Raw genomic sequence first — 14,865 nt, 5'->3', positions numbered from 1 at the left:
TGGGACGTTTCGTCGGCTTGCGTTCACCCCTACGTATGGCGGGCGTTGGGACTTGCTGGGAAATTCACCTTCATGGACACCCCTGACGTCGGCATCCCGGAGCAGCTCGTCCGCCGGATGAGCATGGCGGAGCAGTACGAGTACCTGCGCACGAAGCTCACCCGGCGCCGCGCGCTGGTGACGGCGGGCGCGTTCGCGGGCGGCGGGCTGCTGGCCGGCTGCTCGACCGCGTCCTCGACCGCGTCCTCGACTTCGGCGTCGACCGCCTCGAAGGCGAGCCTCGCCACCGGGCAGGTGCACGGTTCCGTCATCACCCCCTTCGGCCGCCACCTCGCCTTCGGCGGCGACCCGAAGACCCAGATGCGGATCTCCTGGCAGGTGCCGCTCGCGGTCAGGAAGCCGTATGTGCGGGTGGGCCTGCATCCCGGGGAGCTGAGCCGGAAGATCGAGGCCGAGGTCCGCGCCCTGCACACGCCGGGGGTGCAGGGCGTGCGCCTGGCGCTCGATCAGTACTACCTGCACGCGGCCCTGGACGGCCTGCGGCCCGGCACGACGTACTACTACGGCGTCGGCCACGACGGTTTCGACCCGGCCTCCCCGCAGCGCGGGTCGACGATCGGCTCCTTCCGTACTGCGCCGGCCGGCCCGCAGCGGTTCACGTTCACCGCCTTCGGCGACCAGGGCGTCAGCTCGGCCGCGCTCGCCAACGACCGGGTGCTGCTGCGCCAGAAGCCCGCCTTCCACCTCCACGCGGGTGACATCTGCTACGCGGACGGGACCGGTCGCGGCAAGAAGACGGACGGCTTCGACCCCGGGTACTGGGATCTGTTCCTCAAGCAGACCGAGCCGGTGGCGAAGTCCGTGCCGTGGATGGTGACGACCGGCAATCACGACATGGAGGCCTGGTACTCACCGGACGGCTACGGCGGCCAGGCGGCCCGCTTCTCGCTCCCGGACAGCGGCTTCGACCCGCGGACGGCGCCGGGCGTCTACTCCTTCACGTATGGCAACGTCGGCGTCGTGGCGCTGGACGCGAACGACGTGTCGTACGAGATTCCCGCGAACCTGGGCCACACGGGCGGGAAGCAGACGAAGTGGCTGGACAAGAAGCTGCGCGAGCTGCGCTCCTCGGCGTCGGTGGACTTCATCGTGGTCTTCTTCCACCACTGCGCGTACTCGACGTCCGCGCACGCGTCCGACGGCGGGGTGCGCGCGGAGTGGCTGCCGCTGTTCGCGAAACACCAGGTGGACCTGGTGATCAACGGGCACAACCATGTGTACGAGCGGACCGACGCCATCAAGAACGGCGCGGTGGGCCGGCCGGTGCCGGTCGGCGGCTCGACGGATCCGACCCGGGACGGGATCGTGTACGTCACCGCGGGCGGGGGCGGCAAGGACCTGTACGGCTTTCCGTCGGGCGTGAAGGACAGCTACGAGGGGCACGTCGGCCGCCACGAGTCCGTGAGCAGCTTCCACTGGACCAAGTCGCAGGACCAGCAGCGGGAGACCGTGGAGTGGTCCCGGGTGCGGTACGCCGGCTTCTCCTTCCTCTCGGTGGAGGCGGAGGCGGGCACGGCGCCCCGGCTCAAGGTGTCGGCGCTCGCGGAGAGCGGCAAGCGCATCGATCACTTCGAGGTGCGGCGCGGGGCCTGAGCACCGGGGCTCTGGCCCGCGCCGCACCCCGTGCGGGCGCGGCTCCCGGCATATGAGGTGGTGCGGACGGGTGTCAGTGACCCGTCGCGCCGCCGTTGTCCCTGCGGTCGAGGGCGCGCTGGAGGGCGGCGGCAGCGTTCTTGCGGTCGGACTCGCTCGTACGGGACACGTGGCGGACTCGGCGGACGATCGTCTCGGCCATGATGAATCGACTCCTTGCCTCCGGAATGACCCAAAGCGGACCACCGGAAGTGCGGTGAGGGAGGGATACGAGACTCCCCCACTGTCTTAAGGGCGTGGGAGGGGTCCCCAGAGGCCGGGGAGCGGTGCCGCAGGGGTTGCCTGCCAAGGGCTCCGGCTCACGACCGCCATTCGCTGGGTCCAGCGAGACGTTCGGCTCCTACAAAGCTAAGTGAGGATGGAGCATCTGTCTCCACGATTACTCGGACTTCCTACTATCTGAGACGGTGGACTGGGTCACCGATTGAGTCACCCGACCCTGACCTGGGGGAACGGCCGAGCCGGCGTCGTGTCCCGCCTCTCGCGAGCAGGGCGACCGCTCGGCTCGACCACGAGGTCCGCTTGGACGAGTTCGGCCTGCAGGTGGTCAAAGACTGGCTGGTCGAGCGCCACCGCCGCCGGCCACTGAGTACCAACCCGCATCCACCCAGGCGTGGGCCTTACTGACGCCGCTGGCCAAGGACACAGAACTCGTTACCTTCGGGGTCTGCCAATACAACCCACGATTGATCACCCTGGCCGATATCAACACGCTGGGCGCCATGAGCCACCAGACGAGCCACCTCGGCGTCCTGGTCATCAGGCCTGAAGTCGAGATGCAGTCGGCTCTTAGCCTTCTTGCTCTCATCAAGCCGGACGAAGTCCAACCCCGGCAGGCGATCCGGCTCCGGGCGGATCTCGAACTCCTCATCAGAGGAATGGACCACAACCCAACCAAGAGCCGTAGCCCACCACTGCCCCAAGGCCACCGGATCTACCGAGTGAACAACTACCTGCTCCCATTCCAAGGTCATCCGCCGAGCTTAGACCTGCCAGGGCTTCGAAGAACAGGCACTCAGGCCTCCCTCACCGGGCTGAACCCGAGCACCTTTCCCCCCCTCGCGAAGCCACCGCCACCCGCAGGTTCGGCACACACCAGCGTTCAGATTCCGCGAACCCGCTGGTTTCGGTGTACGGCTGCGGCTGCTGCCCGAGGGCGAGGAGGACCCGGCGGATCCGCGCACCCATGTCGACCTGGACGTGGGCGAGTTGCCGGACCGCTGCCGCACGATGTGCGCAGCTCTCCGCTGCACGAGCACCGGATGGTGGCGCTGGAGATTCCGCTGGACCTGCCGAGGTTCGCGTCGGGCCAGGCGTGGACGTACGGCTGGACACGGATCCGGCGCATCGGTGGCTACGGGCGGCGCTGGCGCGGGTGGCGGAGGAGGTCAGGCGTGTCGTCGCCGCGCCGGAGCGAGGGCGACGGTCACAGCACGTCTCCGTCCCGCCAGTCGAAGACCAGCTCGTCGGCGGTACGTTCGCGGGCGCGGACCGCACGGTCGACGTACCGATGCGGCTGGGCGCGGGCCGCTGACTGGCGCAGACGCCGACGGACGGCCCGTCGGGCCTGGCGCGCGAGACGCACGCCGACCAGATCGCACGGCTCATGCGCGACTTCCTCGACCGGCACCTGACGACGGCCCACGGCCGAGCGGCGGATCGCCCACACGACTGATCATCCGCGCGGCATGCGGCATCGGCCCCGGCATGGGGAACGGTGACGTCATGAGCGACACGACCAAAGCACTGCTCGAGGGCGGCCCGGACGATCTGCCCGAACGGATCGTCCCGATCCCGCCCCCCGGAACGGATGTGAAGATCGAGTTGCGCAATGGATACGAACACTTCAGGGCGACCCCACGCCACGCGGACACGCCGGAGGGCAGGCTGCCCGTGTACGAGTGGTGGGAGCGGACGGAGTTCCCCGGGTAGCGCCACGTCCGGCGCGGCCAGGGGGCTTCTGGCGGATCACCGCACCGCCGCCGTCACCGCCTCCCAAAAGCCCTTCGGGTCCTCCACCCACGGCAGGTGCCCGGCCTCCGGCAGGACCACCCGCCGTACGTCCGGCAGGGCCCGCTCCAGCGAGTCCACCGCCGAGCGCGGCCGGATGTCCCGGGCCCCGTCGACGATCAGCACGGGCAGGTCGAGCTCCCGGCAGGCGGCGTACAGCTCCGGCGTGCCCCAGGCCCGACTCCGCTCCTCATTGAAGGCCTTGCCGCACGCGGTGTTGATCCCGAACCAGGGGTCGGCCATGTGTCCGGCATGCTCCAGGGCCCGTTCGCGGTCCTCGAACTCGGCCGACCACCGCAGCACGGCGCTCTCCCGTTCCTCCGCCTCGGACCGCCCCGGACGGTCCGTCAACTCACGCCAGCGGGCGAGGCGTTCGGGGCGCTCGCCCAGCCGGGCGAGGAGGTTCGCCCGATAGCCACCGAACCAGTCGGCGTCGGGCCCGATCCCCGTACCGCTCACATAGACCAGCGCGTTCACCCGCTCCGGATGGGCCAGCGCATAGCTCAGGGCCAGCTGCGCGCCCCAGGAGTGGCCGAGCAGCGTCATCCGCTCCAGCCCGAAGTGCCGCCGTACGGCGTCCAGGTCGGCCACGAAGCACTCGCTCGTCCACGGCCCGTCGCTCCGCTCCGACCGTCCACCGCCGCGCTGGTCCCAGCGGTGCACGGTGGACCGGTCCGCCAGTACCCCGGCCACGTCCTCGAACATGTCCCACAGACCGGGCCCGCCGTGGCACAGCACCAGCGGCGCGCCCCTGCCCGATCGCTCCGCCCACAGCCGTACCCCGTCATCGGCGGTCACCGTCTCCACACTGGTCATGGGGTCAGTCTGCCCGCGCGGGCACGCGAACGGGCCAGGTCCGAAGAGACCTGGCCCGTGGTGCGCGCGGGGATGTCAGCCCATGTGCGGGTACGTGTAGTCGGTCGGCGGGACCAGGGTTTCCTTGATGGCGCGGGTCAGCGTCCAGCGCATCAGGTTCTGCGGGGCGCCCGCCTTGTCGTTGGTGCCCGAGGCGCGGCCGCCGCCGAAGGGCTGCTGGCCGACGACGGCGCCGGTCGACTTGTCGTTGATGTAGAAGTTGCCCGCCGCGTAGCGGAGCTTCTCCATCGTGTACGCCGCCGCCGCGCGGTCGCCCGAGATGACCGAGCCGGTCAGCGCGTAGTCGGACGCCGACTCCATCTGGGTCAGCATCGCGTCGTAGCTCTCGGCCGAGCTGTCGTCGTACACGTGCACGGCCAGGAACGGGCCGAAGTACTCCGTCTTGAAGACCTCGTTCTCCGGGTCCGAGCACTCGACGACGGTCGGGCGCACGAAGTAGCCGACCGAGTCGTCGTACGAGCCGCCCGCGACGATCGTGCAGGTCGGGTCGGCCTTGGCACGGTCGATGGCCGCCTTGTTCTTGGCGAACGCGCGCTCGTCGATGACCGCGCCGACGAAGTTCGCCAGGTCGGTGACGTCACCCATGGTCAGGTAGTCGACCTCGGCCGCGAACTCCTCCTTGAAGCCGGAGTTCCAGATGGAGGCCGGGATGTACGCGCGGGAGGTGGCGGAGCACTTCTGGCCCTGGTACTCGAAGGCACCACGGGTCAGGGCGGTCTTCAGGACCGCGCGGTCGGCGCTCGGGTGCGCGACCAGGAAGTCCTTGCCGCCGGTCTCGCCGACCAGACGCGGGTACGAGCGGTACTTCTCGATGTTGTTGCCGACCGTCTTCCACAGGTACTGGAAGGTCTTGGTCGACCCGGTGAAGTGGATGCCCGCGAGCTCGCGGTGCTCCAGCGCCACCTTGGAGACCTCGATGCCGTCACCCGTGACGAGGTTGATGACGCCCTTGGGGAGACCGGCCTCCTCCAGCAGCCGCATGAGGAGAACGGCCGCGTGGGTCTGTGTGGGGGACGGCTTCCAGACGACGACGTTGCCCATCAGCGCGGGCGCGGTGGGCAGGTTGCCCGCGATCGCCGAGAAGTTGAACGGCGTGATCGCGTAGACGAAGCCCTCCAGCGGGCGGTGGTCGAGACGGTTCCAGACGCCCGGCGAGTTGGCCGGGGGCTGCTCGGCGAGGATCTGGCGGGCGTAGGCGACATTGAAGCGCCAGAAGTCGACCAGCTCGCAGGGACAGTCGATCTCGGCCTGCTGGGCGGTCTTCGACTGGCCGAGCATGGTGGAGGCGGCCAGCGTCTCGCGCCAGGGGCCGGCCAGCAGCTCGGCGGCGCGCAGGATGATCGCGGCGCGGTCGTCGAAGGGCATCGCGCGCCAGGCGGGCGCGGCGGCGAGGGCCGCGTCGATGGCGTCCTGGGCGTCCTGCTGGGTGGCGTGCGCGCCGGTGCCGATGACGGCCTTGTGGTTGTGCGGCTGCACGACCTCGAAGCGCTCACCGCCACCGAGCCGCTTCTCGCCGCCGATCGTCATCGACAGCTCGATCGGGTTCTCGGCCAGCTCCTTGAGCTTGGCCTCCAGGCGAGCGCGCTCGGGCGAGCCGGGCGCGTAGCCGTGCACCGGCTCGTTGACGGGGGTGGGGACCTGGGTCACAGCGTCCATGAGCTACCTCTTCCGAGTGAATCCCTGACTTCAGCCGGGAGAACCGAAGCCGTGTGCGTATGTTGGTCGGCGGTCAGGGCTTGACCGTCACGAGCTCGCTGCGGCGGGCGAGGGAGAAGCCCCCACGGGGGCGGAGTCACAAGTTCCGTAACTCCTTTCCGGAGCCGGGTCGGCTCAGCCGACCGACGGGCGGTAGCTGCCGTTACCCAGGATGTACCCGGATGCCGACAGCTACCGCTCAGCCCTTGGTGAGGATCGAGCGGGCGAAGAAGAGGAGGTTCGCCGGCTTCTCCGCCAGGCGCCGCATGAAGTAGCCGTACCAGTCGGTGCCGTAGGCGGTGTAGACGCGCATGCGGTGGCCCTCGGCGGCGAGCCGCAGGTGCTCCTCGCTGCGGATGCCGTACAGCATCTGGAACTCGTACTCGTCGAGCTTGCGCCCGGCCCTGCGCGCCAGCTCCTGCGCGATGGAGATGAGCCGCGGGTCGTGGGAACCGATCATCGGGTACCCCTCGCCCTCCATCAGGACGCGCAGGACACGGACGTACGCCTTGTCGGTCTCGGACTTGTCCTGGTACGCGACCTCGGCGGGCTCCTTGTAGGCGCCCTTCACGAGGCGTACGCGGCTGCCGCTCGCGGCGAGGCGGCGGGCGTCGGCCTCGGTGCGGTACAGGTAGGCCTGGATGACGCAGCCGGTCTGTGGGAAGTCCTTCCGCAGCTCCTCGTGGATGGCGAACATCGAGTCGAGGGTGGTGTGGTCCTCGGCGTCCAGGGTCACGGTGGTCCCGATGGCGGCGGCGGCCTCGACGACGGGGCGCACGTTGGCGAGGGCCAGCTCGTGACCGCCCTCAAGCGCCTGCCCGAACATCGACAGCTTGATCGACATCTCGGCCTTGGTGCCGAGGTCCAGCTCCTTCAGGTGCTCGATGAGCTCCAGGTACGCGTCCCGGGCGGCGAAGGCCTGCTCGCGGGTGGTGATGTCCTCGCCGACGACGTCGAGGGTGACTTCCAGACCCTTGGCGACGGCGTCCTGGACGACCGGGACGACCTGGTCGACGCTCTCACCGGCGATGAAGCGGGCGACCACCTGCTTGGTACCGGGGGCCGCCGACACGAAGCGACGCATCCGGTCACTGCGCGACGCGGCGAGTATCACGGGACCCAGCACGGGGCACCTCCACAACAAGGCGAGCAGAAGGCCGCATCCCGACCATTCGGGTACGGCACGGGGAACCACCGTGAAACCTAAGGATCTCTCCGATCCTGGGCCATCGACACCTGTCACGCATCCGTGCCCTGGATCTCAGACAGATGTATGAAGGCCTGCGGAATTGCGCGAGAATGCCCGGGTGAGCGGCGAATACAGGGATCACAGAGATCACCGGGATCACCGAGGCGACCACGGCGGCTATCAGGAGCTGGTCGACGAGATCTCGGCGCTCCTCGGCGTGCCCGCGACGCTGGAGAACCGGGACTTCGAACTGATCGCCTTCGGCGCGTACGACAGCGAGGGCGAGCTCGACGAGTCGGCCCTCGACCCCGTGCGCACCCGTTCGATCCTCACGCGCCGCTCCACGGCCGCGGTCCGCACCTGGTTCGAGGGCTTCGGCATCACCCGCGCGACGGCACCCGTGCACATCCCGCCCACCCCCGAGGCGGGCGTCTACCGGGGCCGGATCTGCCTTCCCGTACGCCATCGGGGTGTCGTCCTCGGCTATGTGTGGCTGCTGGAGGACGACCCCGGCCCGTCCGAGGCGCAGCTCTCCGCGGCGATGGACGTCGCCGCCCGCATCGGCGACCTGCTCGCGGACGAGGCGCAGGCGGGCGCGGACCTCACCCGCGAGCTGCGAGCAGTCCTCACCGCCGAGCGCGGCTGGCAACGGGACATGGCGGTGGCCGAGCTGCGCACCGCCCTCGGCCCGCGCGGCGACGGCCTGCACACGGTGGTGTGCGTCGCCCCCTGGCTCTCCGCCGACCCGGACGACGCCCCCTCGGTCCGTACGGTGCCGGGCGCGACCGCGCTGTGCACGGTCCCGTGGGGGGCAACCGGCCAGAGCCTGGCCCTCGTCATACGGCTGCGCTCGGCGGATGTACTGACTCCGGCACTCGCGGCGGCTACACGCTTCGTACGAGAGGCGGAGGGGGAGCGCGGGGGCGGGCAGGGAGCGGGGGCGTCCCGGTCTTCTCGGTCTTCCGGGGCGTCCGGAACAGCAAAGGCTGCCCTAACCCCAAAGGCTCCCGGGACCGCCGGGACGACGGTGGCCGCCGGAGTCGCCGGGGCCCGGGTGGGCCTTGCCGAGCTGGGGGCCGCCTGGCAGGAGGCGTCCGCCGCCGCCCGCGCGGTCCACGCGGAGCCGCGCCTCGGCCCGGTCGCCGAGTGGGCCTCCATCGGTCCGTTCCGCCTCCTCACGGCCCTCCCCCCGGAGGCGGCCCACGACCCCGCCGTCCGCACCCTCCTCTCCCCCGCCCACCGCGAACTCGCCCGCACCGCCGAGGTGTTCCTCGACTGCGCGGGCCAGGCGGGCCGCACGGCGGCGGAGTTGGGCATCCACCGGCAGACGCTCTACTACCGCCTCTCCCGCGTCGAGCAGCTCACCGGCCTCGACCTGGACGACGGCGAGGACCGCCTGCTGCTGCACATGGCGTTGAAGGGGGCACGGCTGTAAGGCCTGTGCGCGGTGACCAGCCGTAGGGTATGCCGTCGAAACGCTCACCACGGGCTCAGGTAACGGACCCCGTCAGCTGTACGGCGAGACGGTGCCGGACCCCTGGCGAGCGGCCCTGCGCCGGTCCCTGCGTACCGCGATGCACGAGCCGACGCCCAGCCCAGCACGGACAATCATTGATGATGACGGACCGCGTGCTCAAGATGCGCGACGGCGGACTCGTGGGCGGTTGACGCCTCACCCCCGCGAACCGGTCGCCGCCTCGATCACCCGTCGCAGCCCCTCCGTGAGGTCGTCCGCCGTGGACGCGCTCGCCGGGTCGAAGAGCCACTGCACCATCAGGCCGTTGAGCAGCGCCTGGTAGAAGCCGCCGAGGGACTGGACGGTGCGCTCGTCGAGCGTCTCCTCGTCCAGGCCCGTGAGCATCGCGACGAGCCCGGACCGTCCCTCGATCTGCGCCTTCGCCATGAGGTCCCGCAGCTCCGGAACCCGCTCCCCCTGCGTCACGATCTCCATGCTGGCCGCCCAGACGGGCCGGAACTCCTCGAAGGACTCCAGCATCCGCGCCCACACGCTGTGGAACCGCTCCACGGAACCCCCGGGCGTGTCCTCGTGCTCCGGATGATGGACGGACTTCTCGCCCCACTCCTGCACCAGCTCCACGAAGGCCTGCGTCAGCAGCGCGTCCTTCGACCCGTAGTGGTAGCCGATGGACGCCAGGTTCGTCCCGGACTCCTTCACGATGTCGCGCGCCGTCGTGCGCACGAACCCCTTCTCCAGCAGGCAGCGCTTGGCGCCTTCGAGCAGATCCTCACGGTGTCCCATGCGGGTCAGCGTACCTCCGATACAGACAACCGTCCCAGACGCTCGTTCTAAACGATCGTTCTAAACAACCGTACTAGACAAGCGTTTAAGACGTCCGTACAGTCCCTGTCATGACGAACTCGACGCACTCGACGAGCACCACCCCCGCACCCGGCGGCGGCCTCGCCGGCCGCCGCGAATGGACCGCCCTCGGCGTCCTGATGCTTCCGCTGCTCCTCGTCTCGATGGACGTCTCGGTCCTCTACTTCGCGATCCCCGCGATCAGCGCCGACCTGGAGCCGAGCGGCACCCAGCAGCTGTGGATCTTCGACATCTACGCGTTCGTGCTCGCCGGCCTGCTGATGACGATGGGCTCGCTCGGCGACCGCATAGGCCGCCGCAAGCTCCTCCTCTTCGGCGCCGCCGCCTTCGGCGCGGCCTCGGTCATGGCCGCCTACGCGAACAGCGCCGAGACGCTGATCGCGGCCCGCGCGGTCCTCGGGATCGGCGGTGCGACCCTGATGCCGTCGACGATGGCGATCATCCGCACGATGTTCTCGGACCCCGGACAGCGCGCGAAGGCGATCGGCCTGTGGTCCGGCATCATGACCGGCGGTATCGCGCTCGGTTCGGTGATGAGCGGAGTCCTCGTCGAGTACTTCTGGTGGGGCTCGGTCTTCCTCGTCAACCTGCCCGCGATGGCGCTGCTGCTGGTCCTCGGCCCGATCCTGCTCCCCGAGTCCAAGAACCCGGAACCGGGCCGTTTCGACCTGCTCAGCGTGCCGCTGTCGATGGCCGCCGTACTGCCCGTCATCTACGGCGTGAAGGAAATCCCGTCCGAGGGCTGGAAGTTCGAGTACGGCGCCTCGATCATCGTCGGTCTCGTCTTCGCCGCGCTCTTCGTCCAGCGGCAGCGCACCGCCAAGTCCCCGCTGATCTCCCCCGAGTTGTTCCGGGGCCGGGGATTCGCGCCCGCCGTCGTGCTCAACCTGGTCTCCGCGTTCGGGATGATGGGGTCGGCGTACTTCACCACGCAGTACCTGCAGTCGGTCCTCGGCAAGAGCTCCATGGAGGCCGCGCTGTGGTCACTGCTGCCGACGGTCCTGGTCGGGGTCGCCGCGCCGGTCGCCGCGCAGCTGGTGCAGAAAGGCGTCCACCGCGCCCACGTCGTCTCCGGCGGCTTCGTCCTCGCCGCGTGCGGCTACGGTCTGCTGGCCCTCACCGGAACCGACTCGATGTGGCTGGTCCTCGCCGGTGCCGGTGTCCTCGCCTCGGGGATCGTCACCGTGATGTCCCAGATGATGGACCTGGCGCTGGGCACCGTGCCCGTCGGCAACGCGGGCGCCGCCTCCTCCCTGCTGGAGACGGGCGCCGAATTCGGCGGCGCGCTCGGGATGGCGGTCCTCGGCTCCATCGGTACGGCGGTCTACCGCCACGAGATGCCCTCCGGCGCCCCGGCCCCGGCCCAGGAGACCCTCGGCGGCGCGCTGGCGGTCGCCCACCAACTGCCGGGCGACGCGGGCACGGCCCTCGTACGGGCCGCCCGCGAGGCCTTCACCAGCGGGATGCAGGCGGCGGCGATCGCGGGGGTGGTGCTGTTGCTGGGGGCGGCGGTGCTGGCGTCGGTGACGCTGCGGAGGGTTCGGGTGCGGGAGGTTGGGGCCGAGTGCCCGCAAACCGACCGGGCCGTCGCCTGACACCTGCCCCCGCCGCCGCCGTCCGGCCTCCAGCCCCTGGCTCCCCGCCAGGGGCTGCGCCCTTGGTACCCCGGGCGGTTCTTCGAGCGCGGAACAGTGGGGGCTGGTCGCGCAGTTCCCCCGCGCCCCTGAAAGCCCCGGCTCGTCCGGCGTTCGAGGACGAGACCGTTCGGGCCGAAGCGCGGGGCGGCGGGCTGTCGGTGGCACGTGCCCGGATGGTTGGTGGCCGTGGCACAGACATTCGGTACGCCGTTGTCCGGCGCGGCCGCCTGGCCGGCTCGCCGTCCGACGGGGAGCTGTTCATCAGCGGGGAGACGGCGAGCGTGCACGTCTCCAACGTCCTCGCCAAGCTGGGCGCCGCGGGCGCACGGAGGCGGTGGCCATCGCGTATCGGGAGGGGCTGGTCGAGCCGGAGACGTCGGCATGATGCCGTCGTCCCCGGACACGACTGAGGGCCGGGCCACCTGAAGGTGACCCGGCCCTCAACAGCGAACGTCAGACGAGGTTCACCGAGCGCGCCGAGGTCGCGCCGATCTCCTCGGCCACGTCGCCCAGCACGTTCTGGGGGACCGTGTCGTCGACGGTGAGGACCGCGAGGGCCTCGCCGCCCGCCGCCGCGCGCGCGACCTGCATGCCGGCGATGTTGATGCCCGCCTCGCCGAAGATGCGGCCGACGGTGCCGACGACGCCGGGACGGTCCTCGTAGCCCAGCACGACCATGTGGTCGGCGAGCGCGAGGTCCACGTCGTAGTCGCCGACCGCGACGATCTTCTGGAGGTGCTTGGGGCCCGCGAGCGTGCCGGAGACCGAGACCTCCTGGCCGTCGCCGAGCGTGCCGCGCACGGTGACGACATTGCGGTGGTCCGGGGACTCCGAGCTCGTCGTCAGCCGGACCTCGACGCCTCGCTCCTGCGCGAACAGCGGGGCGTTGACGTACGACACCGTCTCGTCGACGACGTCCTCGAACACGCCCTTGAGCGCGGAGAGTTCGAGCACCTTCACGTCGTGCTGGGTGATCTCGCCGTACACCTCGACGTCGAGGCGGACCGCGACCTCGCCCGCGAGGGCGGTGAAGATGCGGCCGAGCTTCTCGGCGAGCGGCAGACCGGGCTTGACGTCCTCGGCGATGACACCGCCCTGGACGTTCACCGCGTCCGGGACGAGCTCACCGGCGAGGGCGAGGCGCACCGAGCGGGCGACGGAGACACCGGCCTTCTCCTGCGCCTCGTCGGTGGAGGCGCCGAGGTGCGGGGTGCAGACGACCTCGTCGAGCTCGAAGAGCGGGGAGTCCGTGCAGGGCTCCTTCGCGTACACGTCGAGGCCGGCGCCGGCGACGCGGCCCTCCTTGAGCGCCGAGTACAGCGCCTCCTCGTCGACGATCCCACCGCGCGCGGCGTTGACGATCCGCACCGACGGCTTGACCTTGTGCAGCGCCTCGTCACCGATGAGACCGACCGTCTCAGGGGTCTTGGGCAGGTGCACGGTGATGAAGTCCGAGACCTCGAGCAGCTCGTCGAGGGAGAGGACCTTGACGCCCATCTGCGCGGCCCGGGCAGGCTGGACGTAGGGGTCGTAGGCGACGACCTTCATGCCGAACGCGGACATGCGCTGAGCGACCAGCGCGCCGATGCGGCCGAGGCCGACGACACCGAGGGTCTTCTCGGCCAGCTCGACGCCCGTGTACTTCGAGCGCTTCCACTCGCCGTTCTTCAGCGCCGAGTTCGCCTGCGGGATGTGGCGCGCGGTGGCCAGCAGCAGACCACAGGCCAGCTCGGCCGCGGTCACGATGTTCGAGGTGGGGGCGTTGACGACCATCACGCCGGCTTTGGTGGCGGCGGAGACGTCGACGTTGTCCAGGCCGACGCCGGCTCGTGCGACGACCTTCAGCTTCTTCGCGGCGGCCACGGCCTCCGCGTCGACCTTGGTGGCCGAACGGATCAGGATCGCGTCGACGTCGGCGATGGCGGGCAGCAGCTCGGCGCGGTCCGCGCCGTTCGCGTGCCGGATCTCGAAGTCCGGGCCCAGGGCGTCGACGGTCGCGGGCGACAGCTCTTCAGCGATGAGTACGACAGGTTTCGAGCTCACGTGAGTCCTCACAAGTCCAATGCGGACGGCCGTCCCGACGGCCGCAGGCGGTGGAGGGTTGTCGCGGCCCCAGGGCGTGCCTTCACTTCTTCGGGGTCGCTTGAGCCGCGTGGAAGACGCACGACGCTGTGGGCCTGACGCGTATGTTGTGCAGCAGTGTAGTGCCGCTTCGGAGGCCCGGTTACGCCTCCGAGGCAGGATCACCCGTCCGTGGCTGGACGGTGTGGACAACGTCGCGATCGCGGGCGTTACCCAGGGTTAGGCCGAGGGGCCGGAGCCGGATGCTCCGGCCCCTCGGCCGTACGGCTCACGCCTCGTCGTTGACCCACGACATGAGCTTGCGGAGCTCCTTGCCGGTGGTCTCCAGGAGGCTGTTCTCGTCCTGCTGCTTGTACTCGTTGTACTTCTTCAGACCGGAGTGGTACTCCTCCATCCAGTTCCGGGCGAACGTGCCGTCCTGGATCTCGGCGAGGACCTTCTTCATCTCGGCCTTGGTGGCGTCGGTGATGATCCGCGGGCCGGTGACGTAGTCGCCCCACTCGGCGGTCTCGGAGACCGACCAGCGCATCTTCTCCAGGCCGCCCTCGTACATCAGGTCGACGATGAGCTTCAGCTCGTGGAGGCACTCGAAGTACGCGATCTCCGGCTGGTAGCCGGCCTCGGTCAGGGTCTCGAAGCCCGCCTTGACCAGCGCGGCCGTACCACCGCACAGGACGGCCTGCTCACCGAACAGGTCGGTCTCGGTCTCCTCGGTGAAGGTCGTCTTGATGACGCCCGCGCGGGTGCCGCCGATGCCCTTGGCGTAGGAGAGGGCGAGCGGGAAGGCGCTGCCCGTGGCGTCCTGCTCGACGGCCGCGATGCAGGGAACGCCGCGGCCCTCCTCGTACTGACGGCGCACCAGGTGCCCCGGGCCCTTGGGGGCGACCATGCAGACGTCGATGCCGGCCGGGGGCTTGATGAAGCCGAAGCGGATGTTCAGGCCGTGGCCGAAGAACAGCGCGTCGCCGTCCTTGAGGTTGTCCTTGATGGACTCCTCGTAGACCTGGGCCTGGATCGGGTCCGGCACCAGGATCATGATGACGTCGGCCTCGGCGGCGGCCTCCGACGGCGTCACCACGCGCAGGCCCTGCTCCTCGGCCTTCGCCTTGGACTTGGAGCCCTCATGCAGACCGACGCGGACGTCGACACCCGAGTCGCGCAGCGACAGCGCGTGGGCGTGACCCTGGCTGCCGTAGCCGATGACCGCGACCTTGCGGCCCTGGATGATGGACAGGTCGGCGTCAGCGTCGTAGAACAGCTCGGCCACTGGGGTTCTCCTTGTTTTCCGGTATTGCCGGTGTTGCGTCCCACCGTACGGCGGG

Annotated in this window: 13 protein-coding genes; 4 read left to right on the top strand and 9 right to left on the bottom strand. The window is 70.0% G+C overall.

Annotated features, from left to right (window positions below):
• The first annotated feature begins 72 nt into the window (after window positions 1-72).
• Entirely contained in the window at window positions 73-1,653 is a 1,581-nt protein-coding gene (locus OG747_RS31100) for a purple acid phosphatase family protein (protein WP_405882687.1), read from the top strand.
• A gap of 73 nt (window positions 1,654-1,726) precedes the next feature.
• Here the strand turns inward: OG747_RS31100 and OG747_RS31095 are convergent, their stop codons facing one another.
• The 3 genes from OG747_RS31095 to OG747_RS31085 form a co-directional block, all read right to left on the bottom strand.
• On the bottom strand, window positions 1,727-1,855 hold the full coding sequence (locus OG747_RS31095) for a hypothetical protein (RefSeq protein ID WP_405882686.1): 129 nt from the start codon (window positions 1,853-1,855) through the stop codon (window positions 1,727-1,729).
• A 478-nt stretch (window positions 1,856-2,333) separates the two neighbouring features.
• The gene (locus OG747_RS31090; RefSeq protein ID WP_405882685.1) at window positions 2,334-2,687 is read right to left on the bottom strand and encodes a VOC family protein; all 354 of its coding nucleotides are present in this window, start codon (window positions 2,685-2,687) and stop codon (window positions 2,334-2,336) included.
• A gap of 452 nt (window positions 2,688-3,139) precedes the next feature.
• Window positions 3,140-3,382 (bottom strand): hypothetical protein, encoded by a 243-nt coding sequence (locus OG747_RS31085; RefSeq protein ID WP_405882683.1) that lies wholly within the window; start codon window positions 3,380-3,382, stop codon window positions 3,140-3,142.
• A gap of 56 nt (window positions 3,383-3,438) precedes the next feature.
• Between OG747_RS31085 and OG747_RS31080 the strand changes: the two genes are divergently transcribed.
• Window positions 3,439-3,645, top strand: a complete 207-nt coding sequence (locus tag OG747_RS31080) for a DUF5988 family protein (RefSeq protein WP_405882682.1) — start codon at window positions 3,439-3,441, stop codon at window positions 3,643-3,645.
• Window positions 3,646-3,681: 36 nt separating this feature from the next.
• Here the strand turns inward: OG747_RS31080 and OG747_RS31075 are convergent, their stop codons facing one another.
• From OG747_RS31075 to OG747_RS31065, 3 genes are all read right to left on the bottom strand, one after another.
• Window positions 3,682-4,539: an alpha/beta fold hydrolase gene (locus OG747_RS31075; protein WP_405882681.1), complete on the bottom strand. Its 858-nt coding sequence runs from the start codon at window positions 4,537-4,539 to the stop codon at window positions 3,682-3,684.
• Between the two features lie 75 nt (window positions 4,540-4,614).
• The gene (gene pruA, locus OG747_RS31070; protein WP_405882680.1) at window positions 4,615-6,255 is read right to left on the bottom strand and encodes an L-glutamate gamma-semialdehyde dehydrogenase; all 1,641 of its coding nucleotides are present in this window, start codon (window positions 6,253-6,255) and stop codon (window positions 4,615-4,617) included.
• Between the two features lie 238 nt (window positions 6,256-6,493).
• The gene (locus tag OG747_RS31065; protein ID WP_405882679.1) at window positions 6,494-7,420 is read right to left on the bottom strand and encodes a proline dehydrogenase family protein; all 927 of its coding nucleotides are present in this window, start codon (window positions 7,418-7,420) and stop codon (window positions 6,494-6,496) included.
• A gap of 163 nt (window positions 7,421-7,583) precedes the next feature.
• On the opposite strand from OG747_RS31065, the gene OG747_RS31060 reads away from it, so the two are divergent.
• Complete coding sequence (locus tag OG747_RS31060; RefSeq protein WP_405882678.1) at window positions 7,584-8,918, top strand: PucR family transcriptional regulator; 1,335 nt, start codon at window positions 7,584-7,586, stop codon at window positions 8,916-8,918.
• A 237-nt stretch (window positions 8,919-9,155) separates the two neighbouring features.
• Here the strand turns inward: OG747_RS31060 and OG747_RS31055 are convergent, their stop codons facing one another.
• The gene (locus OG747_RS31055) at window positions 9,156-9,743 is read right to left on the bottom strand and encodes a TetR/AcrR family transcriptional regulator (protein ID WP_405882677.1); all 588 of its coding nucleotides are present in this window, start codon (window positions 9,741-9,743) and stop codon (window positions 9,156-9,158) included.
• A gap of 110 nt (window positions 9,744-9,853) precedes the next feature.
• Between OG747_RS31055 and OG747_RS31050 the strand changes: the two genes are divergently transcribed.
• Entirely contained in the window at window positions 9,854-11,419 is a 1,566-nt protein-coding gene (locus OG747_RS31050) for an MFS transporter (protein WP_405882676.1), read from the top strand.
• 495 nt (window positions 11,420-11,914) lie between these two features.
• On the opposite strand, the gene serA is transcribed toward OG747_RS31050, so the two are convergent.
• Complete coding sequence (gene serA, locus OG747_RS31045; protein ID WP_405882675.1) at window positions 11,915-13,504, bottom strand: phosphoglycerate dehydrogenase; 1,590 nt, start codon at window positions 13,502-13,504, stop codon at window positions 11,915-11,917.
• Between the two features lie 307 nt (window positions 13,505-13,811).
• Entirely contained in the window at window positions 13,812-14,810 is a 999-nt protein-coding gene (ilvC, locus tag OG747_RS31040; protein ID WP_405882674.1) for a ketol-acid reductoisomerase, read from the bottom strand.
• Between the last annotated feature and the right edge of the window lie 55 nt (window positions 14,811-14,865).

It is taken from the genome of Streptomyces sp. NBC_01384 (genome assembly GCF_045040035.1).
Lineage (GTDB): Bacteria > Actinomycetota > Actinomycetes > Streptomycetales > Streptomycetaceae > Streptomyces.
Note: the sequence above shows the minus strand (reverse complement) of the source record. Positions and strands in the feature narration are given on the sequence as shown.